18 protein-coding genes and 1 other annotated feature are annotated in these 21,643 nt (G+C 33.9%); of the genes, 1 reads left to right on the top strand and 17 read right to left on the bottom strand.

Going from position 1 to position 21,643, the window contains the following annotated elements; all coding sequences use genetic code 11:
- Window positions 1-182: 182 nt before the first annotated feature.
- From BR65_RS12920 to pepA, 17 genes are all read right to left on the bottom strand, one after another.
- The gene (locus BR65_RS12920; protein ID WP_023177299.1) at window positions 183-1,865 is read right to left on the bottom strand and encodes a peptide ABC transporter substrate-binding protein; all 1,683 of its coding nucleotides are present in this window, start codon (window positions 1,863-1,865) and stop codon (window positions 183-185) included.
- Window positions 1,866-2,165: 300 nt separating this feature from the next.
- A complete protein-coding gene (gene rplT / locus BR65_RS12915; RefSeq protein ID WP_034538496.1) occupies window positions 2,166-2,528 on the bottom strand; it encodes a 50S ribosomal protein L20 in 363 nt (120 codons plus the stop codon).
- A 102-nt stretch (window positions 2,529-2,630) separates the two neighbouring features.
- A complete protein-coding gene (gene rpmI / locus BR65_RS12910; protein ID WP_023177295.1) occupies window positions 2,631-2,828 on the bottom strand; it encodes a 50S ribosomal protein L35 in 198 nt (65 codons plus the stop codon).
- 25 nt (window positions 2,829-2,853) lie between these two features.
- Window positions 2,854-3,375: a translation initiation factor IF-3 gene (infC, locus tag BR65_RS12905; RefSeq protein ID WP_023177293.1), complete on the bottom strand. Its 522-nt coding sequence runs from the start codon at window positions 3,373-3,375 to the stop codon at window positions 2,854-2,856.
- Between the two features lie 28 nt (window positions 3,376-3,403).
- Window positions 3,404-3,546: a sequence feature (ribosomal protein L20 leader region), on the bottom strand.
- A gap of 45 nt (window positions 3,547-3,591) precedes the next feature.
- Complete coding sequence (gene thrS / locus BR65_RS12900) at window positions 3,592-5,529, bottom strand: threonine--tRNA ligase (protein WP_034538495.1); 1,938 nt, start codon at window positions 5,527-5,529, stop codon at window positions 3,592-3,594.
- 387 nt (window positions 5,530-5,916) lie between these two features.
- Window positions 5,917-6,846, bottom strand: coding sequence for a primosomal protein DnaI (gene dnaI, locus BR65_RS12895; RefSeq protein WP_023177289.1), 930 nt, complete (start codon window positions 6,844-6,846; stop codon window positions 5,917-5,919).
- A 2-nt stretch (window positions 6,847-6,848) separates the two neighbouring features.
- Window positions 6,849-8,297 carry a replication initiation and membrane attachment family protein gene (locus BR65_RS12890; RefSeq protein ID WP_023177288.1) on the bottom strand — a complete coding sequence of 483 codons (1,449 nt, stop codon included), beginning with the start codon at window positions 8,295-8,297 and terminating at the stop codon, window positions 6,849-6,851.
- A 24-nt stretch (window positions 8,298-8,321) separates the two neighbouring features.
- Window positions 8,322-8,789: a transcriptional regulator NrdR gene (gene nrdR, locus BR65_RS12885; RefSeq protein WP_023177286.1), complete on the bottom strand. Its 468-nt coding sequence runs from the start codon at window positions 8,787-8,789 to the stop codon at window positions 8,322-8,324.
- Window positions 8,790-8,952: 163 nt separating this feature from the next.
- On the bottom strand, window positions 8,953-9,564 hold the full coding sequence (gene coaE, locus BR65_RS12880; protein ID WP_034538494.1) for a dephospho-CoA kinase: 612 nt from the start codon (window positions 9,562-9,564) through the stop codon (window positions 8,953-8,955).
- Window positions 9,565-9,580: 16 nt separating this feature from the next.
- The gene (gene mutM / locus BR65_RS12875; RefSeq protein WP_034538492.1) at window positions 9,581-10,420 is read right to left on the bottom strand and encodes a DNA-formamidopyrimidine glycosylase; all 840 of its coding nucleotides are present in this window, start codon (window positions 10,418-10,420) and stop codon (window positions 9,581-9,583) included.
- Between the two features lie 67 nt (window positions 10,421-10,487).
- Entirely contained in the window at window positions 10,488-13,148 is a 2,661-nt protein-coding gene (polA, locus tag BR65_RS12870; RefSeq protein WP_034538491.1) for a DNA polymerase I, read from the bottom strand.
- Window positions 13,149-13,476: 328 nt separating this feature from the next.
- Window positions 13,477-14,805 carry a UDP-N-acetylmuramate--L-alanine ligase gene (gene murC / locus BR65_RS12865; protein WP_023177279.1) on the bottom strand — a complete coding sequence of 443 codons (1,329 nt, stop codon included), beginning with the start codon at window positions 14,803-14,805 and terminating at the stop codon, window positions 13,477-13,479.
- 416 nt (window positions 14,806-15,221) lie between these two features.
- On the bottom strand, window positions 15,222-18,314 hold the full coding sequence (locus BR65_RS13855) for a DNA translocase FtsK (protein ID WP_034538489.1): 3,093 nt from the start codon (window positions 18,312-18,314) through the stop codon (window positions 15,222-15,224).
- A 204-nt stretch (window positions 18,315-18,518) separates the two neighbouring features.
- A complete protein-coding gene (gene ytpR / locus BR65_RS12855; protein ID WP_023177275.1) occupies window positions 18,519-19,130 on the bottom strand; it encodes a YtpR family tRNA-binding protein in 612 nt (203 codons plus the stop codon).
- A complete protein-coding gene (locus BR65_RS12850) occupies window positions 19,123-19,617 on the bottom strand; it encodes a universal stress protein (protein ID WP_023177273.1) in 495 nt (164 codons plus the stop codon). The genes ytpR and BR65_RS12850 overlap by 8 nt, the downstream gene beginning before the upstream one ends.
- Window positions 19,618-19,650: 33 nt before the next feature.
- On the bottom strand, window positions 19,651-19,968 hold the full coding sequence (locus BR65_RS12845) for a thioredoxin family protein (RefSeq protein WP_023177272.1): 318 nt from the start codon (window positions 19,966-19,968) through the stop codon (window positions 19,651-19,653).
- 23 nt (window positions 19,969-19,991) lie between these two features.
- Window positions 19,992-21,071 (bottom strand): glutamyl aminopeptidase, encoded by a 1,080-nt coding sequence (pepA, locus tag BR65_RS12840; RefSeq protein ID WP_034538846.1) that lies wholly within the window; start codon window positions 21,069-21,071, stop codon window positions 19,992-19,994.
- Between the two features lie 172 nt (window positions 21,072-21,243).
- Here pepA and BR65_RS12835 point away from each other — a divergent pair, with 172 nt between their 5' ends.
- Window positions 21,244-21,588: a PepSY domain-containing protein gene (locus BR65_RS12835; RefSeq protein ID WP_023177269.1), complete on the top strand. Its 345-nt coding sequence runs from the start codon at window positions 21,244-21,246 to the stop codon at window positions 21,586-21,588.
- Window positions 21,589-21,643: the final 55 nt, after the last annotated feature.

Raw genomic sequence — 21,643 nt, 5'->3', positions numbered from 1 at the left:
AATTTCCTCCTAATGAATCATAATAAAATTTCATTATAAAATATTCATAACTTCTTCATTTTATCATCATTTAAAAGAGAGAGAAACGAGTATCTGACTACTCTCATTGGAATATTATGCTTTTCACATAATAAACACAAAAAAGAGCAGATAAAGTATCTGCTCTTTTTTGTTTATAAAAATTATTCTTTTCCTTCAATTGAAGCCCATTTATATGAGTATTCTGCACCTGTTAAGTGAGATGTGTAATCTTTAAGGTAATCTTTTTCTAGAACAGAATATGCACGTTGATAGATTGGTGCAATCCCACCTGTTTCCATCAAGATTTTTTCAGCTTCTAACATATCTTCCCAACGACCTTCTAAATCAGTTACATTCGTTTGAGCACTTTCAACTAATGCATCGTAATCAGCATTAGAGTAGCTAGATTTATTATTTCCATTTTCTGAATGGAATAATTCTAGGAAGTTAATTGGGTCTCCATAGTCAGCTCCCCAACCAGCCATTTCAATATCATAATCTTGTTTTGTATCAGCATCTAAACGAACTTTAAATGGTACATTTCTTAGACTGATTTCTAATCCAGGAAGATTACTTGTTAATTGTGCTTGCATAAATTCTAAAGATTTTTTAGCATTTTCAGTATCGTCACCTAAAATTTCTAAATTAATAGAATCCACACCTAATTCTTCTAACCCTTTTTTGAAATATTCTTGGGCTTGTTCAACATCAAAAGTTAATAGATCACCGCTTTGTTCACGGAAATCTTCTCCTGAAGCTGGATCAGAAGCTAATTCAGCTGGAACTAAACCGTTAGCTGGAATAGAACCATTTTGAAGAACTGTATCTGCAAAGGCCTGTTTGTCAAATGACATTGCAATTGCTTTACGAATATTTTCATTAGCTAAAGGCGTTTCTTCTCCATTACGTTCTTGATTAAATTTAAAGTAAAAGACAGATGAAGTTGGTTGAGTTTTCAATTCAGGATCGCCTTGTTTTGTTTGAACATACTCACCTGATAACGTAATACGGTCAACTGCTCCTGTATCATATAAGTTGATTGCAGTAGAAGTTTCTTTAACTACGTCAACATTAATTGTATCTAACACTACAGTATCTTTATCCCAGTAATCTTCATTTTTATTCAATACCCAGCTTAAGCCAGTTCCATCCCATTCGTCTAAGACAAAAGGACCATTATAAAGTACAGTATCACTATTTGTTGCGTACTTATCGCCTTGTTCTGTTACAAATGCTTCATTTTGCGGTAAAAACATAGGAAGTGTTAATAAATCTTTGAAATAAGGAACAGCTTTCTCTAATTGTACCTCTAATGTTTTATCATCAACAGCTGTAGCGCCTAATTCTGACGGTTCCATTTCTCCAGTTAAAATCGCAGAAGCATTTTTAACGACTCCATCAATCATATATGAGTACTCAGCAGCTGTTTCAGGAGTTGCTAAACGAGCCCAAGCATAAATAAAATCGTCTGCTGTAACAGGGTCGCCATTAGACCAAACAGCATCTTCTCTAATTTTAAACGTGTATGTCAAGCCGTCTTCACTAACTTCAGGTTCTTCTGCAGCCATAGCTAATTCTAATTCATTATCTGGATTCTGACGATACAATCCTTCATTTACATTGTTTAAAACAGTACCACTTACTACATCTGTTGATTTTGCAGAATCCATGTTTGGTAATTCAGCACTTTCAATAATATTAAGTACTTGTTCTTCTGAAGAAGAACCAGCAGTTGAACTTTCAGTACTTGCTGTGTCTCCATCGCTACCGCCACCACAAGCTGCTAAAACTAGTGCTGATGTAGCTGTTAAACCTAATAAGCTAACTAATTTATTTCTATTCATTTTATTTCCCCCTATTTCTTTCTTCTAATATTCATTAACTAAGTATTAGTTTACTCAAATTATATTATCATCTTATTATCACAATTTCAATACAAATTATTAAAATAATGTAATAAAATAATTTTTTTATCATCTTAAACTCATATAAACAACAAATCAATCTCCTGTTTCCCCTAAAACAGTATCAATTTAAACAAATCATTTCGTTTATGGCAAAATTATGACAAATGTATTAAATTGAGCAAAAAAAGCTCATCCACTGTGAAAGTGAATGAGCTTTTTATATTAATATTTAATTTATTATTTGTTGTTGATTGCAGTTTTAGCTTGTTCAGCTAACGCTGTGAATGCAGGAGCATCTGTAACAGCAATATCAGCTAACATTTTACGGTTAACTTCAATTCCAGCTAATTTAAGACCATGCATTAAAGTGCTGTAGCTCATGTTGTTCAAACGAGCAGCTGCATTAATACGAGCGATCCATAATTTACGGAAATCACGTTTCTTTTGACGACGGTCTCTGTAAGCATAAGTATAAGATTTCATTACTTGTTGCTTAGCTGTTTTGAATAAAATATGTTTAGAACCGTAGTATCCTTTTGATAATTTTAATATTTTTTTACGACGTTTACGAGTAACCGTTCCACCTTTTACACGTGGCATATTAATTTCCTCCTCTAAGATGTTCTCTATACAAGAAAACTCTTTTGACTAATTTGAATGATGTTCATTTTGAAATGAACTAACGATGCTAAAAGTAACTGATTACCATTTAGCTAATTGTTGACGGATACGTTTCATATCGCCTGATGATACCATTGCTGATTTACGTAATTTACGTTTTTGTTTTTGTGATTTGTTTGCAAACATATGGCTTGTTTTAGAATGGTGACGTTTTAATCCACCGTTACCTGTTCTTTTGAACCGTTTTGCTGAACCACGGTGTGTTTTTTGTTTTGGCATTTGTTATTTCCTCCTCAAAATACTCTTACTTTTCATTCTTTGGTGCTAAAATTAAGAACATGCTTCGACCATCCATTTTTGCAGCTGATTCGATACTGGCTATGTCAGCTGTTTCTTTTGCTAAACGATCTAACACTTCTTTACCAATACCTTTATGAGTAATGGCACGACCTTTAAATCGGATTGAAGCCTTAACTTTATCTCCTTTTTCAAGGAACTTACGTGCATTACGTAATTTAGTATTGAAATCATTCAAATCAATAGTAGGACTTAATCTTACTTCTTTGACGTTGATGACTTTTTGATTTTTACGGGCTTCGCGTTCTTTTTTCTGTTGCTCAAAGCGGAATTTCCCGTGGTCCATAATACGTGCTACAGGCGGTTTTGCTTTTGGAGCTACTAGTACTAAGTCTAAGTTTGCTTCTTCTGCAAGTTTTAACGCTTCACTTTTTGTAATTACACCAAGTTGTTCGCTGTTACTACCAATAACGCGTAATTCACGTGCACGAATGCCGTCATTTACCATCATATCTTTTGCTATGGTCATACACCTCCATTAGATTTGAGAGAAAGAACAGCAGAAAAATAGACGAGTTCATTATGAACCCGCCTATAAATAATTTCTAACTCACACCGAATGCAAGTTATCATCGTTTATATCTAGCCCAGAGACACTTTCGTCAACTTAGGCGAGAAGCGGGTGCTTCTGCTTGATTTTCTCAACTCATTAATCATACACTACTGAACAGGATCTGTCAATAAATTATTTGCTGAAATTTTTAATTTCTTTTGAAACAGCTTCTAAATACTCACTTAAGTTAACTGTTTCAGTATTTTTTTCGCCATATTTACGGACTGCAACTGCATGTTCTTGTACTTCACTGTCCCCAACTACTAATTGATACGGTATTTTTTGTGTTTGAGAAGCGCGTATTTTATAGCCCATTTTTTCGTTGCGTTCATCAACTTCTACACGCATACCAATACTTTCCATTTGTTTTTTAATTTCATAGGCATAATCTGTATGCATATCTAAATTAACTGGAATAATAGTAGCTTGAACTGGCGCTAACCAAGTAGGAAAAGCACCTTTGTATTCTTCAATCAAGTAGGCTACAAAACGTTCCATTGTAGAAACAATACCACGATGTATAACAACCGGACGGTGGTTATTTTCACCATCTTCTCCTACATAAGTCAAATCAAAACGTTCTGGAAGTAAAAAGTCTAATTGAATTGTTGAAAGAGTTTCTTCAATACCAATAGCTGTTTTTACTAACACATCTAGTTTAGGACCGTAAAAAGCTGCTTCTCCTTCTGCTTCAAAGTATTCTAATTCCATATCATCCATAGCTGCTTTAAGCATTGTTTGAGCTTTTTCCCACATATCATCATCATCAAAATATTTTTCTGTATTATTAGGATCGCGATAACTTAAACGGAAACGATAATCAGTAATATTAAAGTCGCCATATACAGCTAACATTAATTCCAATGTACGTTTAAATTCTTCTTCAATTTGGTCTGGCCGTACGAATGTATGCCCATCATTCAAAGTCATTTCACGCACACGTTGCAATCCTGATAATGCCCCACTCTTTTCGTAGCGATGCATTTGTCCTAGTTCAGCAATCCGAATTGGCAATTCACGGTAACTATGCACATCATTTTTGTAGACCATCATATGATGCGGGCAGTTCATTGGACGCAAAACAAGCATTTCTCCATCTCCCATATCCATAGGAGGGAACATGTCTTCATGATAGTGATCCCAATGACCGGATGTTTTATATAAGTTTACATCAGCCATAATGGGTGTATAGACATGTTGGTAACCTAAACTGATTTCACGGTCAACAATGTAGCGTTCAATAGTACGACGAATAGTAGCACCCTTTGGCAACCAGAAAGGCAATCCAGATCCAACTTCAGGCGAGATCATGAATAAGTCTAATTCTTTTCCTAATTTACGATGATCACGTAATTTAGCTTCTTCACGCATTTTTATAAACTCTTTTAGATTTTTTTTATCAAAAAAGGCTGTCCCGTAGATACGTTGCATCATTTTATTATCTGAATTCCCTCTCCAATAAGCACCAGCAAGAGATAGCAGTTTAAATACTTGGATACGTCCAGTTGAAGGAACATGGACACCACGACATAAATCCACAAAGTCACCTTGGTCATATACCGTGATCTTTTCTGATTCTGGAAGATCTGTAATCAATTCTACTTTGTAAGGATCATCTTTGAAGATATCTAACGCTTCTTCACGAGTAACTTCTTTGCGAACAATGGGGTTATTTTCTTTTACAATCGCCATCATTTCAGCTTCGATTTTAGGAATATCTTCATCTGTTATTGGTGCTTCAGAATCTGTATCATAGTAAAATCCAGTTGAAATAGCAGGGCCCACTCCAAATTTTATATCTGGGTATAAACGGCGTAAAGCATTAGCCATTAAGTGAGCAGTTGAATGACGCAAGATTTGCAAAGCATCTTCATGATCAGGTGTGATGATTTCAATCTCACCATCTACTTCAATTGGGCGTACTAGATCCACTAATTCTCCGTTAATTTTACCGGCTAACGCTTTTTTAGCTAAACCTTTGCTGATACTTTCAGCAATATCCTTTGTAGAAGACCCAATTGGAAAAGATTTTATTGCTCCATCTGGAAAAGTAATATTAATTTCTGACATAGTCTATTCCTCCATATTCTAATTTTTAAAATACCATCTTTGTTCAGCTAGAAAATAAAAAAAGTCCCTTCTATAGTATATTAAATACCATAAAAGGGACGTTCATTACGTGGTTCCACCCAGATTCAGAATTTAGCAAATACACTAAATCCACTCTAAGCTGTTAACGCTAGCTAAACGACCAACTGCTAATTCGACAAACGGTTCACAGTGGCACTCGAAAGGGGTCAAAACAAGAACGAAATTAGAAAACTTTCAGCAGATGTTTTCTTCTCTAAAAAAATCGCAACCAAGTTTTGGTGTCTTTCTCAATGATTTATCTTATATCTATTATTAAAGCACTTTTTGTTCATGATTTCAAGGAGAGTAGCCATATTTTTTATTTTATTAGTGAGTGTGACGTCGATTCGTTCCAGTCATCTTAACTTCTTTTGCTAAATAACGAACTCTTTCCATGATTCTTTTCGCTTTTAGCGGCTCATCTTCGCCTCTTTGTGTGACTCTTAAATGTTCTTCTTCAAGCTGTTTCATATCGAAGTTGGAAGAGAAAAAAGTAGGCAGCTGTTCTTGCATGCGATATTGTAAAATAACGCCTAATACATCATCGCGTATCCAACTCGACATAGAATCCGCACCAATATCATCTAACATTAATATAGGTGCTTTCTTGATAAACTCTAGTTTTTCACCTGTATTGTTCTTACCAATAGATTGTTTCATTTCAACTGCAAATGATGGAAAATGCATTAAAGTAGAAGGGAACCCATTTTTAGCCAATTCATGTGCTAGCGCTCCTAACAAATAAGTTTTACCTACACCAAATGATCCCTGTAAATATAAGCCTTTATGAAATTCTTTGGGCTTAGTTAAATAAGCATCAATAAAATCATAGACCTCTGAAATAGCATATCGGCGTTCATCTGTTAAATCAAAATCTGCTAATTTAGCATTTCGTACATCTTTAGGCATATCCATTGAATAAATCCGATTTTTGATTTCTAATTCTTTTTGTTTAGCGATCAATTCAGCCGAAGGTACATAGGTCACGTCAATGTAATGATAATTTAAAACTAATTTAGGATGGTAACCAGGAGCCATCATACCTTCTTTTAATTGAAATTTCTTTTTTTCTTGTACATATTCATATAATTTAGCATAACTTTTAACAATGGCTTCATCATCCAATTTTTGACGATTGTCTGCAATAAATTGCGTCACATCGGGATCATCTAAAACTTCTTGAATGAGTTCTTCATATTTATCCGTTAAATTTCGATCTTTGATCATTCGCGTCAAGCTTTCACCAATATCCTCCATTATTATTCACCTTCTTTGCCAAAATTTTGAATTCTTTTCAACCGTTCCATAAACGCTTGTTTCTCTTCTTCACTCATCGGTTTTTCTTCCATTTGGTTATTTTCTGCTTTGGCCCAATCTGGAAGAGTTTCTTTTCTTATCGTGGTTTGATTATTGTAATTACCTTTACTTCTGTTTTGTGTGTAAGTCTTATTACGATTTTCTTGTTGTTGTTTTTTTTCAGCATTTTCTAAATACATTTTTTTAACCTTTTGAATCGCTTCTTCAGGTGCTACTACCTTTTCTTGCGCCCAGTCATTGGCGATCTTATAAGCTAATTTTTGGTCAAGCGTTGGGTTGTTTTTCACAACTAAAATGTAATGAATCAAAATATTGATCACCGCTGTTGGCAAATTAGCTTTCTTCACGATTTCTTCTAAAGTCCATTCTTCAGGTTTTGTTACAAAACCGCCTTTTTGTTCTTTAATAGAATTCATAAAATCATAAGGGCTTATTTGCTCACTTACTTCAATGACCGCAATATCTTCTTTAGTTAATCCTTTTTTCATAAGATCATTTTCACGCGTTTTTTGCTGATTTACATCGATCTGGATATCTTTTTCCACCACGTCTTTTAAAGAAATATTTTGTTGGTTTTTATTATGATAATCATCATATACTAATTTCTTTAATTTTTTTTCATCAATGGTTCCAGTTTCAATATCTGATGCATTAAGAATAAATTGTTGCATCGTTAATTCGTCTAAACCATATAACGTGTGCAATACAAGAATCGTTTCCTCTATTTCTTTTGTAATGGAAGAACGATTGATGTATTGCTGATTTAAACCTGAATAAAAAAATTTCAAATCAAACGTTTTCGGATCAACTTTTGGATTAGAATTGGCTGTTTTTCCAATATATGAAACAGGCTCTTTTAAAAGTTCCTTTTCTCTTTTTAGTAATTCAGCGTCAAACTGAAACACGTCTAAAAATGACTTAGTGATTTCTTGAAATTTCTGTTTGTCTATCTTTTCTACAATGAATCGTTTTCTCAAATTTTTAAATTTTCGTTCGCCAACTCTTTCTAATAACAATAAACTTAATAAATCATCTTTGAAAAATACCTCACTAGTTTGAGGAGCTTGCAATTCATAGATCGTTAATTTAGTCGTATCTGTTTGGACATAGGTTTTAAGGAGACCTATCGCTTCTAACTTGATCCTAGCTTGATAGAGTTCAGGGATACCGATATTTAACACTGTCAGCAATTCCGAATGCAGAATTCCTTCACTCCAATATTTTTCTTCTTCTATTTCAGTCCATAATGTCATATAAAGGCTATATGCAGCAGTGCCAATCAAAGGTTGATACAAAAAAGTGAGAATTTTTTGATCAATATCCGATAGTAACGCATTTTGTTTTACTAAAAACCCATCTTTAGGACTTAAGTTTTTCCATGGATATCCCAAAACGATTCACACCTTTCTGTCTCACTAATTTTTTTCAGCTTTTTTTCTTTCAAATTCTTGAAGTTCTTTAAGAAAGACACTCATATCTTTAAATTGACGATAGACACTAGCAAAGCGGATATACGCTATTTCATCTACATCAGCTAATTTTTCCATAATGTATTCTCCAATAATAGCAGAAGAAACTTCATTTTCGCCTAACCCTCTGATTTGATTTTCTACTTCATCCACTATTTTTTCAACTTGTTCCATTGCTACAGGTCGTTTTTCACAAGAACGAATCAACCCTCTTAAAATTTTTTCACGATTAAATTCTTCTCTGGTTCCATTTTTTTTGATCACTAAAAGAGGTGTTTTTTCAACCCGTTCAAATGTAGTAAATCGAAAACTACAGGCTTCACATTCTCTTCTTCTACGAATGGCACGTCCATCATCTGCTGGACGACTATCGACAACTTTAGAACCATTATTTTGACAGCGTGGACATTGCATTATTATCATTCCTATCTTAAGTGCGTCTTATCTCTGCACTAGTTTTGTACACAGTTATTTACATTATTATACCATACAACAATCACAGATAAAACCGGTTAAAATCGGTAAAAAAGAGCAAAGAATAAAGCACTGATACTTTATTCTTTGCTCTTTTCAATTTTTATTTTATGCATGAATTGGGTTTTATTTTTTCAATCCACTTTAAAACTTGTTTTTTTGTATGTTCAACTGTCCCATTATTATCAATTATAATATCTCCCAGAGTTATTTTTTCTGAAATAGACAACTGAGCAGCAATTTTTTGCAATGCTTCATTTCTTTCTATTCCATCTCTTTTCATTAAACGGTCTATTTGAGTCTCCGGTGTTGTAGCTACTACCATGATTTGATCAACATCATCTTTATATCCAGTTTCAAAAAGCAGAGGAATATCTAATACAATAACAACAGGATGCTGTTTTAAGTAATCATCTTTCTTAGTCATAATCCATTGCCGTATGTGTTGAGATAACATTTCGTTTAACTGCTCTCTCTCTTTTTCATCATTAAATACGATTTTTCCCAGTTCAGAACGATTTAAAGTACCATCAGGTAGAATAATTTTATCACCAAAATAGGCTTTTAATTTATTTAACCCTTCTGTGCCAGGTTCTACTACTTCTCTAGCACCAATATCTGCATCTACAACAGGGTAACCCTGTTCCTTAAACAATTTACTAACAGTTGACTTGCCAGTAGCAATACTGCCAGTTAGCCCTAAAATTACAGTCATATTATCCCCTCTTTATTTAGTAATCAATGTCTAATTGCTGGCAATTAGGACAAAAATGAGTTCCTCGTTGAGCTACTTTTATTTTTTCTATAGGCGTTCCACATCGAATACACGGACTTCCTTTTTTACCATAAACCGCTAATTTCACTTGAAATGTCCCAGCATCTCCAAGTGCATTTTTATAAGTGCGAATCGTCGTTCCACCAGCTTTTACAGCATCCCCTAAGACTTTGATAATGGATTCATGCAACCTTGAAACTTCATTTTTACTTAAGCTATTTGCAGCTCTCATCGGATGGATCTTAGCTACAAATAAAGCTTCATCTACATAAATATTTCCTAATCCAGCTACAATTGTTTGATCCAATAACAGAGGCTTAATAGACCGTTTTTTAGTTTGTAGTGTAGTATAAAATGTCTTTCCATCAAAAGCTTCTTTAGTCGGTTCAGGACCAAGTAGCCTTATACCTGTCGTACTAAACTCTTTTCCTAAAGGAACAAGTGTCATCCGACCAAATTTCCGTACATCCAGATAACGTAAATCTCTTCCGTCTGTTAAATGAAAAACGATATGTGTATGTTTTTTTAAAGGTGCTGTTGAATTTTCTACCTCATACTTACCTTCCATACGCAAATGAGAAACCAAAGCCCAATGTTCAAAACGGAAAATAATGTATTTTCCTCGTCTATCAAACTCTATGATCGTTTCTCCAACTAAAAGCTGTTTAAATTCTTCGCTATCGATAGATCCAGCAACGATACGGTCCCAATAAACATCTACTGATTGAATCGTTGCGCCTAATACAAGTTGTTCTAAACCTTTTCTAACCGTTTCAACTTCTGGTAATTCAGGCAAATTTTTACTTCCTTTCTATCTAAAAAATGTTTCTGCTATAACTGAATATAGCAGAAACATTTCCTTCTTATTTCGCTTCGTACCAGCTTTTCCCGCTGTTGCTGTCTACTTTTAAAGGAACAGATAATTCTACTGCACCTTCCATAACTTGAATCACTAGTGCTTCAAGTTGTTCAAGTTCTTCTTCAGGCGCTTCAAAAATCAGTTCATCATGAACCTGTAATAGCATAGTTGCTTTCATATTTGATTCTTTTAATTTTTTATCCATTTTAATCATAGCAATTTTGATGATATCTGCTGCACTACCTTGGATTGGTGTATTGATAGCCGTTCTTTCAGCAAATGACCGTAAATTAAAGTTTCTAGAATTGATTTCTGGCAAATAACGGCGACGTTGGAAAAGTGTTTCGACAAAACCTTTATCTTTTGCTTCTCTCACAATATCTTCCATATACGTTTTAACGCCTGGATATTTATCAAAATACTTATCGATAAATTTTTGTGCTTCTTTTCGGCTAATTCCTAAATTTTGTGATAATCCATAGTCACTTATACCATAGACAATTCCAAAATTAACCGCTTTAGCTCTGCGACGCATCTCTGAAGAAACTTCTTCGGGAGAAGTGATTCCAAATACTCGCATGGCAGTACTTGAATGAATGTCTTGTCCCTCAATAAAAGCTTCTTTTAACAAAGGATCATTTGATACATGTCCCAACACACGCAATTCAATTTGTGAGTAATCGGATGCGAATATCTTCCATCCTTCATGACTAGGAACAAAAGCTTGCCTAATTTTTCTACCTTCTTCTAATCGAATCGGAATATTTTGCAAGTTTGGTTCCACAGAACTTAAACGACCCGTTTGAGCGATTGTTTGCATATAACGTGTATGGATTTTCCCCGTGTTTTTATCAATCACTTTCAATAAACCTTCTATATAAGTGGATTGGATTTTCGCTATTTGTCGGTAATCTAAAATATGTTCTACAATCGGAGCTTGTTCTCTCATTTGCTCTAAAACATCAACCGCCGTTGAATAACCTGTTTTTGTTTTTTTTATGACAGGATAACCCATCTTCTCAAATAAGATTACACCTAATTGTTTTGGCGAATTTAAATTAAATTCTTCTCCAGCCAATTCGTATACACGCTGCTCGATATCCTTTAACCGAACGGCAAATTCTTCTTTCATTTCCATTAACCTTTTGTCATTCACTTTTACCCCAGTAAGTTCCATCTCAGCCAATACGATGGATAAAGGCAATTCCATTTCATTGAATAACTCAGTCTGCTCATTTTTTTCCAAATTGTCATTTAATTGTTTGCTTAAAATACGTATAGCTTTTACTTTTCTTGCAACATGATCATATGTCACTGTTTTATCTTCTGGAATGCCAATTTTAGCGCCTTTTCCGTAGACACTTTCATCAGAAGAAACCTCATAATAGTCATGTTCTGTGGCAACTTCAGATAAGTCTTTGCTGTTGTCTTTTGTATTCAACAAATAAGAAGCTAACAAGATATCAAAATTGATTGAATTCATCTCAACTTGTTGTCTCTTCAAGGCGACATAAGTTCTTTTAGCATCAAATACCTGTTTCTTAGCATCCAATTTCTTTGCCCATTTTTTAAACTCTTCTGATGCAAAAACTACTTCAGGTTCTGAAATATAAATTTGTTCATCATTGCCCCAGCCTATACAAAAAATTGGCGAAATGTGGTAATTATCACCTATTAATTCTACATAAAGAGCCATATCATCGCTAAACATGCTCTCTGTAATTTCTGTAACTACTTTATAGGAGATCTCTTCTTTTTGATTGTTTTGTTCAGCATCATATTCAGTAGTATCCAACTTGCTCAAATGAGAATTAAAATCCATTTCTTTATAGAAAGCAATTAATTTTTCCATATCAGGTCCAGAAAAAGCTAAATCATCAATACCAACTTTTATTGGAGAATCAGTATTGATCGTTGCTAACTTTTTGCTTAAAAATGCCGTCTCTTTTTCATTGATAAGATTCTCTTTCATCTTACTTTTCTTTAATGCATCAATATTTTCATAAATTCCTTCAACAGAACCGTATTCTTTTAGCAATTTAAGAGCTGTTTTTTCACCAATCTTTGTTACACCAGGTATATTGTCAGAAGCATCTCCTGCTAACCCCTTCATATCAATGATTTGCAACGGGCTGATACCCATCTCCTCTTGAATCGATTCAGTTGTATATTCTTTTAATTCACTGACACCTTTTACTGTAATATCTACTCGCACATTTTCTTTTGCTAGTTGTGTTAGATCTCGATCTCCAGAAATAACGACTACATCGTACTCTGCCGGATCAACTTGTGTTGCCAGAGTTCCAATAATATCATCTGCTTCAAAATTTTCTAATTCGTAATGTTTAATTCCGAATCCTTCTAATAAATCTCTTAAGTAAGGCATTTGTTCGGAAAATTCACCTGGCGTCTTAGACCTACCAGCTTTGTAATCATCAAAAAAGGCATGACGAAATGTCGTGTTTCCTGCATCAAAAGCCACTAATGCATGAGTCGGTTTTTCTTTAGTTAATACACTATCAATCATATTATGGAATCCATACAATGCATTAGTGTGTAAACCATTTTTATTTTTCATTCTTTCTAATTGAGAATGCAATGCAAAAAAAGCTCTATACGCCACACTATTTCCATCAATCAATACTAATTTTTTCTTATTACTCATATTAAAGCTCCTTTTAGTTTCTGCTTTTTAATTATCTTATTTTATGAACCATTTTAATCAAACTTGTCATTATTATTCTAACAAAAAAATTGGTAGATAGCGAACTTGCTTATCATTCTGATAAAATTCTATTTGTTGTTTAAAAGATTAAAATGAAACCTAAATGAGCTATTCCTCTTTTAGGTTTTGACATCATCTTTTTAGCGTCTTTTAGACTCGATTTAATTTTAAGAACAGAAGATAAAAACTATGTTACATCTAAAATCGATACCTACTGTATAATGATGTAAAAAAGGTCTGAGACGATTTTTGTCTCAGACCTTTTTTACTATTTTGTTAATGACGAATGACTTAGTAATGTCTCGTATGCTAATTCAAATTTTTGAACATCACCTGCGCCCATAAAAATAGCAACAGCATCATGATGGCTCAATAATGGCGACATATTTTCTTCACTCAATATAGTCGCTCCATTATCAATTTTATTGACTAAATCTTGTATCGTTATATCTCCTTGATCTTCACGTACTGATCCAAAGATATCACACAAATAAATAGAGTCAGCTAAATTCAACGATTCTGCAAAATCACTTAATAATGCTACTGTTCTAGTGAATGTGTGAGGTTGGAAAATAGCAATAATTTCTTTATCAGGATATTTTTGACGTGCTGCATCAATTGTCGCACGGATTTCAGACGGGTGGTGTGCATAGTCATCGATGATGACCATATCTAACATTTGTTTTTCACTAAATCTACGTTTGACACCTTTAAATGTTTTTAAGTTCTCCATTACACCCTCTTTATCAATACTTTCATATTGACAAATTGCGATTACGCTAAGTGCATTTAATATATTGTGTTTACCGAATGTTGGAATTTCAAAATGACCATAAAATTCGTCTCTTACATATACATCAAAACTAGAACCTGTTGTTGATCGGGTCATATTTTTAGCTTGGAAGTCATTGTGATCTCCAAATCCATAATATAAAACAGGAACATTCGCTTGAAGTTTTTGTAACTGCTCATCATCTCCACAAGCTACAATAGCTTTTTTCACTTGATTAGCCATTGATTGGAAAGCATCAAATACGTCATTGATACTGCTGTAATAATCTGGATGGTCAAAATCAATATTTGTCATAATAGCATAATCTGGACTATAGGCTAAAAAGTGACGACGGTATTCACATGCTTCCAAAATAAAGAATTCTGCATCAGGGACTCCATGGCCAGTGCCATCTCCAATTAAGTAACTTGTCTCTTTAAGTGAACTTAAAACATGCGCTAATAATCCTGTAGTACTTGTTTTCCCATGCGAACCTGTCACGGCTACACTGGTAAATTGTCCAAGAAATTGTCCAAGAAAATCATGGTAGCGAATAACCGTCAGGCCTAATTCATTTGCTGCAACAATTTCTTCATGAGTATCTGGAAAAGCATTTCCAGCAATAATAGTTAAACCTTGATGAATGTTCTCTTTACTAAAGTTTAAGATAGGAATTTTAGCTTCTTCAATATTTTTTTGGGTAAAGAAATATTTTTCTATATCAGAGCCTTGAACTTTAAATCCTTTATCGTTCAAAATCAATGCTAGAGCGCTCATACCTGAGCCTTTAATACCAACGAAATGATAAATTGTTTCTTTATTCATTACTTTATTTCCTCCATATTCATACTTGCGCTTTTTTAATAGTAGTATTTGAAAGTGACTATTTTTAGTGTGTCTTGTACCAATCTAAACATTTATAGTTAAATAAACAAAACGATACAATAAAATAAGCCATCATCATTTTTTCACCATTAGATGAGATGATTCGCTTATTACTTGTTGGAAAAGACAAATTTACAACGAATTTAGTATACCATGAATTAATTTAATAGCCCACTTAAAATGTTCATTTTCCTCTCACTCTTGGCAGAATAAACAATTGACAACGAATTCAATTAAACAATTGACATAGATTGTTAATAGTATTTTTTGAATATGAACTAAATACAAGTGTATTTTAAACAAAAATCAAAAACCAAGAGAATAAACGAAGCTTCTCTTAGTTTTTGTTTAGCAATTTATAAAAATTTTTCTTCATAGTCAGCTTTTGTTAAAAATACTTCTCGTGGTTTTGATCCTTTGTGACCAGATATAAAATTTTCATTTTCTAGCGATTCAATTAGATTGGCTGCTCGATTAAATCCAATTTTAAATTTTCGTTGGAGAGCAGATGCAGAAACCTGTCCTTCTGAAACAATGAAAGGAAGGACATCTTCAAATAGTTCATCTTTTCCCTCGACCGATTCTAATTTCATCATCAGTGATTCCGGTTCAAATAGATAATTTGCAGATCGTTGGTCTTTCACATGTTTAACAATACGCTCTATTTCTTTTTCAACATACGTTCCTTGCACACGAATTGGGCGTCCTGATCCATTTTCTTGGAACAACATATCTCCTCTTCCAAGTAGTTTTTCAGCTCCACCTGTGTCTAAGATCGTACGTGAATCAACTTGACTCGATACCATAAAGGCTACCCTAGTCGGAATATTATTTTTTATAGTTCCTGTAATAACATCCACACTTGGACGTTGTGTAGCAACAATTAAATGAATTCCTGCTGCTCTAGCTTTTTGAGTAATTCTAGCAATTGAATCTTGTACATCGTTGCTAGCCACCATCATCAAGTCAGCCAGCTCATCAATGACAATGACAATATAAGGCATCTTCAACCCAAAATCTTCATGTTCTTCAGCTTTTTCATTAAATCGTTGGATATTACGAACACCTGCTGCAGCTAATTTTTGATAGCGTTCTTCCATTTCGTTTACTGCCCATTTTAAAGCTTCACTAGCTGCTTTAGGTTCAGAAATGACTGGTGAAAGAAGATGAGGAATTTCATTATAAGGAGCTAACTCAACTGCTTTTGGATCAATTAAAAGCAATTTCACTTCACTTGGTGTAGCTTTATACAGCAAACTCACTAAAAGTGAATTGATGAAAACACTTTTACCTGAACCTGTTGCTCCAGCAATCAATCCATGTGGCATCTTATCAATAGTAGAAACAACAGCTTCACCTGCTATATTGACTCCAATGGCTACCGTTAAAGGAGAAGTACTTTCTTTAAACTCTACACTTTCCATAACTTCTGAAAGCATGACCGGTCTTGATTTTTTATTAGGGATTTCAATTCCAACTGAACTTTTTCCTGGAATCGGTGCTTCAATACGAATATCCTTTGCAGCTAATGATAGTTTTAAATCATCGGACAGATTGGTTATCTTGTTAACTTTTACTCCACGACCTAATTGAAGTTCAAATTGAGTAACTGCTGGCCCAATTGTCCAACCTATTACTTGAGCATGGATATTAAATGCATCTAGAGTTTCATTTAATATTTCGGCTTGTTCTAGCACCCAGTCATCAATCGCATTCGGTTCGAGCATTACAGGACGAAGTAAAAGATCTACTGATGGAAACATATAATTTTCATCATATATTTCCTCAATTTCTTCGATTGAACTATCTATTTCAAAACCAATTTCTGTCGCATCTTTTACTTCTGTAATGGTTTCTACTTCTTTTTGGACTCTACTTTCTAACTCAGGGGTAGAAAATCTTTCTTCAGCTATATTAACAATACTTTGGCTATTATTTTCCAAACTACTGTCATTAATTGGTGTTTCTGGTGTTTCTGGTGTTTCTGGTGTTTCTGGTGTTTCTGGTGTTTCTGGTGTTTCTGGTGTTTCTGGTGTTTCTGGTGTTTCTGGTGTTTCTGGTGTTTCTGGTGTTTCTGGTGTTTCTGGTGTTTCTGGTGTTTCTGGTGTTTCTGGTGTTTCTGGTGTTTCTGGTGTTTCTGGTGTTTCTGGTGGAAATGCTTGTTTATCTAAGTAATTCATTCTACTTAGCGCAGCAAGCATTTCCATATTTTCTATTTCTTCTGAAGTTTGTAAGTTAGGCTTATTAGTCACTCTTGATTGATGAATAGGATGGCTAGTTTTTTTAGGTGCTATTTTTCCTTCGCCAAAATATCTCGCGACATCCTTCCCACGATTAAGTCGAACGTTTTGTTCATCTTCAATCATACCTACTAAGGAACGAGAAAGGCTATGTCTTTTTTTATTTATATGTCTCGAATCATTTATTTTTTTCTCTTTTAAATTAGGGTCTATAACTGGTTCTTCTTTAGATTTTTGTACTATTTCTGGTTCTTGTATAAACTCTTCTTCAGATTCTTGTACTATTTCTAATTCTTCTACTGATTCTAACTCTTCTACTGCTTCTATTTCTTCTACTGATTCTAATTCTTTTACTGATTCCAATTCTTCTACTGCTTCTATTTCTTTTACTGCTTCTAATTCTTTTACTGCTTCTAATTCTTTTACTGATTCTAACTCTTTTATTGATTCCAATTCTTCTACTGATTCTAATTCTTTTACTGATTCCAATTCTTCTACTGCTTCTATTTCTTTTACTGCTTCTAATTCTTTTACTGATTCTAATTCTTTTACTGATTCCAATTTTTCTACTGCTTCTAATTCTTTTACTGATTCTAATTCTTCAACTGATTCCAATTCTTCTACTGCTTCTATTTCTTTTATCTTATCTTCAAGAGGCAACTCTATTTTATTTAATAAATATTCCTCAAATAATAAAAATTGTTCTGGTTTCTTTTCTAAGGCTAAAGTGATTTTTAAATAGTCAATAGCATTGTTTTTACCCTTTGAAGTTGCTCTATCTTGGAATCCATAATAGGGAGATGGGATTTTTTGAACTTTAAATGGTGTCGAACTTCTTCCTTCTTGGAATGGCGTGGCCGCATGTTTTAAAGATTCTTTTGAATAATTCGTTTGTTTGATTCTTTTTTCAACTTGTTTCTTTTGCTTTTTTATTTCACTTTGTTTCATTTGTTCTTCTTTACCAATGGTTGAAAGATAATTTCTAACAGAAGTATTATCTTTTTGAAACGCTGTAAAATCAAATCCATGTTTTTTTTCGTTCGTTTTTATGTTTTGATTAACTGATTGACTGTCTTCATTTTCTAAAGCTGAAGTTTTTAAAGAACCTTCCTTATTCGTCACGTTTTGTGCATCGCGATAGAAAGGGAATTTAAATTTCTTTTGACGATCTTGATCCTTTTGATAACTAGGTCCATCATATTTTGGCATGATGACCCTCCTTTCCTACCTTACTACGAATCTTAGTTTACCATAAAAATTGGCTGGACTATAGGTGAATTCTTTAAGAAACACGCGATATTCTTTCAAAAAAAGCCCACAAAAAAAGGCTTTACCAAAAACTGCCTTTCAAAAAATAGATTACTTATCTTTGAAAGGTACCTTTTGAAGCCTTTTTATACAATCTAACTTAAATCAATTGATTGGAAAACGTTCACCTGTAACAGCAGAATCTGGTAAAACTAAGATACCTTTTTTTTCTGGAGCATTAGGTACATTCAATTCTCGAGCCGAACAAATCATTCCATGACTTGGTTCACCTCTTAATTCACCATCCCATATTGCCATACCATTTGGCATCAAGGCACCAACTTTTGCGACAACAACCTTTTGGCCCTGAGCGATGTTAGGTGCTCCACAAACAATTTGAATAACTTCTCCATTATCTACTTCGGTTTGTGTGATGGATAAATGATCTGAATCAGGGTGAGCAGCACATTCTTTGACTTCCCCTACAACAAATTTTGGCGAAGCATCTGCTACTAATGTATCAGAAAATCCTGCTGACGTAATTTTTTCATTTAAAGCGTTTATTTGCTCTTCATTCAAATAAACTTGCCCAGTTTCTTCAATGTCTATAAGACTAGAAGCATTGAAAAAATTGTATCCAACAGTTTGTTTCGTCTTCTCTTTAAAAATTCTAATAACTTCATTGCTTTTTTCAAAATTTTGTTCTGTAGATTCACTGGCGCCAAGCATGACGATAAGTGTATCTCCTATACCTTCTTTATTATATATGCTAATCATTTTCAACTTCCTTATCTTGTTTTTTATTTCGTACAACTAGAACATCACAAGGAGCATTGCGAATAATATACTCACTCACACTCCCCATCATCCATCGTTCAACAGCATTCATACCCGTTTGTCCCACCACGATTAAATCAACCTGATAGTCTTTAGGGATACCTTCTGCTAAAGTTATTTTTGGTGTTCCTTGTGCCATGATTGCTTGAACTTTTTCAATACCATGTTCTTTAGCTTTTAATTTATATTCTTCTAAAAGTTTTTTCATTCTTTCCTTATCAACATCAATTCCAGTAGCATCCAAAGTGTTTATTCCCGCAGTATCAATCATTCCTAAAGCATAAGAGTTTACATCAAAGACATGAGCAATAATCAATTCAGCGTGATTTCTTTCTGCAATTTTAATAGCCTTATTAAGCGCATTTTCTGAAGATTCACTTCCATCTATTGCAATAAGTATACCTTGATATTGTTGTGTATCTAGCATTATAACATCTCCTCTTACTCATTTAGTTTTGATTTAAATGGTTGATATAAACTGTTCTATTTCTTCTTTTGTTTTACGGTCTTTGCTTACAAACCGTCCAGTTTCTTCTCCGTTTTCGAATGCCACAAAACTAGGGATTCCAAAAATAGATAATTCACCGCATAGATCAATGTATTTATCTCGATCTACTTCCACAAAATCAATTTCAGGATGATTTTCAATAATTTCAGGCATAACTGGTTTGATAAATTGACAATCTCCACACCAATCAGCTGTAAAGAAAAAGACCGTTTTTCGTTTACTTTCTTTCACCATTATATAAAATTCTTCTACTGTATTTAATAACTCCATTTTCTTTCTCCTCCCTATTTCAACTAATTATTTTTCATAATGGTTTCAAAAGTACTGCGGTCTAACGTACGCGCAATTTGTAAAACCATTTCTTTTGCTGCAGCATAGTCGTCAATATGAAATACGGTTTGATGTGTATGGATATAACGAGCACAAACGCCAATAACCGCACTTGGTACACCATTATTCATTTGATGAGCTGCACCAGCATCTGTTCCACCTTTAGAAACAAAGTATTGATATGGGATATTATGAGTTTCAGCTGTATCTAATAAAAACTCACGCATTCCTTTTAATGTAATCATACCCGGATCTTGGATTCTCAATAAGAATCCTTCGCCCAAGTGACCAAACTTACTTTTATCACCAGTTAAATCATCAGCCGGTGAACAATCTACTGCAAAAAATAAATCTGGTTTGAATTGATGAACAGCACCTTTTGCTCCACGTAAACCAACTTCTTCTTGAACGTTAGCTCCAGCAATCAGTGTATTTGGCAATTCTTCGCCTTGTAATTCTTTTAAAGCTTCAAGAACAACTGTCGTACCATAACGATTATCCCAAGCTTTGCTTAAGATTTTCTTGCCATTTGCCATTTTTATTGTTTCCACTAATGGAACAATGGCGTCTCCTGGACGAACACCAAATGCTTCAGCTTCTTCTTTAGAATCAAAACCAGCATCAAATAAAATATCTGCAATATCTAATTTACTGCCACTACCGTCTTTGCCTCTTAATAAATGAGGTGGAACCGATGAAGACACACACGGATAGTCTCCTTTAGCTGTTTGAAGCGTAAAGCGTTGTGCAGATACAACATATGGATTCCATCCGCCTAAGGGAACTACTCTAAATAACCCTTGTTTCGAAATGCTTGCTACCATAAAACCAACTTCATCCATGTGAGCTGCAACCATAATTTTTGGTGCATTTTCAGCTTTGCTTTTTCGAATCCCAAAAATTCCGCCAAGACCGTCTTGTTGAACTTCATCTACTAAAGGTGTCATTTCTTTACGCATAATTTCACGTATACGATGCTCAAATCCACTTGTTCCTTGAGCTTCAGTTAATTTTTTTATTAATTCAAATGTTTTTTCTTCCATCACTGTTTTCACATAAGTTTTTCTTTACAACTATGTGATCTATCCCCCTTATTAACTTTATTAATCTATTATACCTTAAATTAAGCTGATTTTAAGAAGAATGCTTTAATTTCATTTATTTTTAAAAATGGTATACTAGAAAAAAACAATATTAGAATGGGGCGTTTATTACATGGTAGGTAAAGGTAAAACTAAAGATACAACACCATATATCTTAGCTGGTGGCTTACTTCTCGGTGCTGGATTAACTTGCGGCTATTTTCTACACAAACTGATAGCTGAAAAAAAAGCTATTCAAGGAGACACCATTTTAAAACACGTCAAAAAAGTATTTTTAAAAGAAGGTTCTATAGAAGGCTCTTGGATTGAATTACAAAAAGTTCCTTTACAAAAATTTGCTCTTAAAACAGATGTCTATTACGGAGGAATTTCAAGAATCGAAGAAAATCAATTGGTTCAGTATGAATTTATAGCAGATGCTTATACTGGAAGTATCTTAGATTTGTATCGTCTCTAATTTTCCAACAAGTTTTTCAGATGAAAAAAGCTTTAAAACAAGACAACATCTTGTT

Source organism: Carnobacterium inhibens subsp. inhibens DSM 13024, from assembly GCF_000746825.1.
Lineage (GTDB): Bacteria > Bacillota > Bacilli > Lactobacillales > Carnobacteriaceae > Carnobacterium_B > Carnobacterium_B inhibens.
The sequence above is the reverse complement of the archived record's forward strand: the minus strand, read 5'-3'. Positions and strand labels throughout refer to the sequence as shown.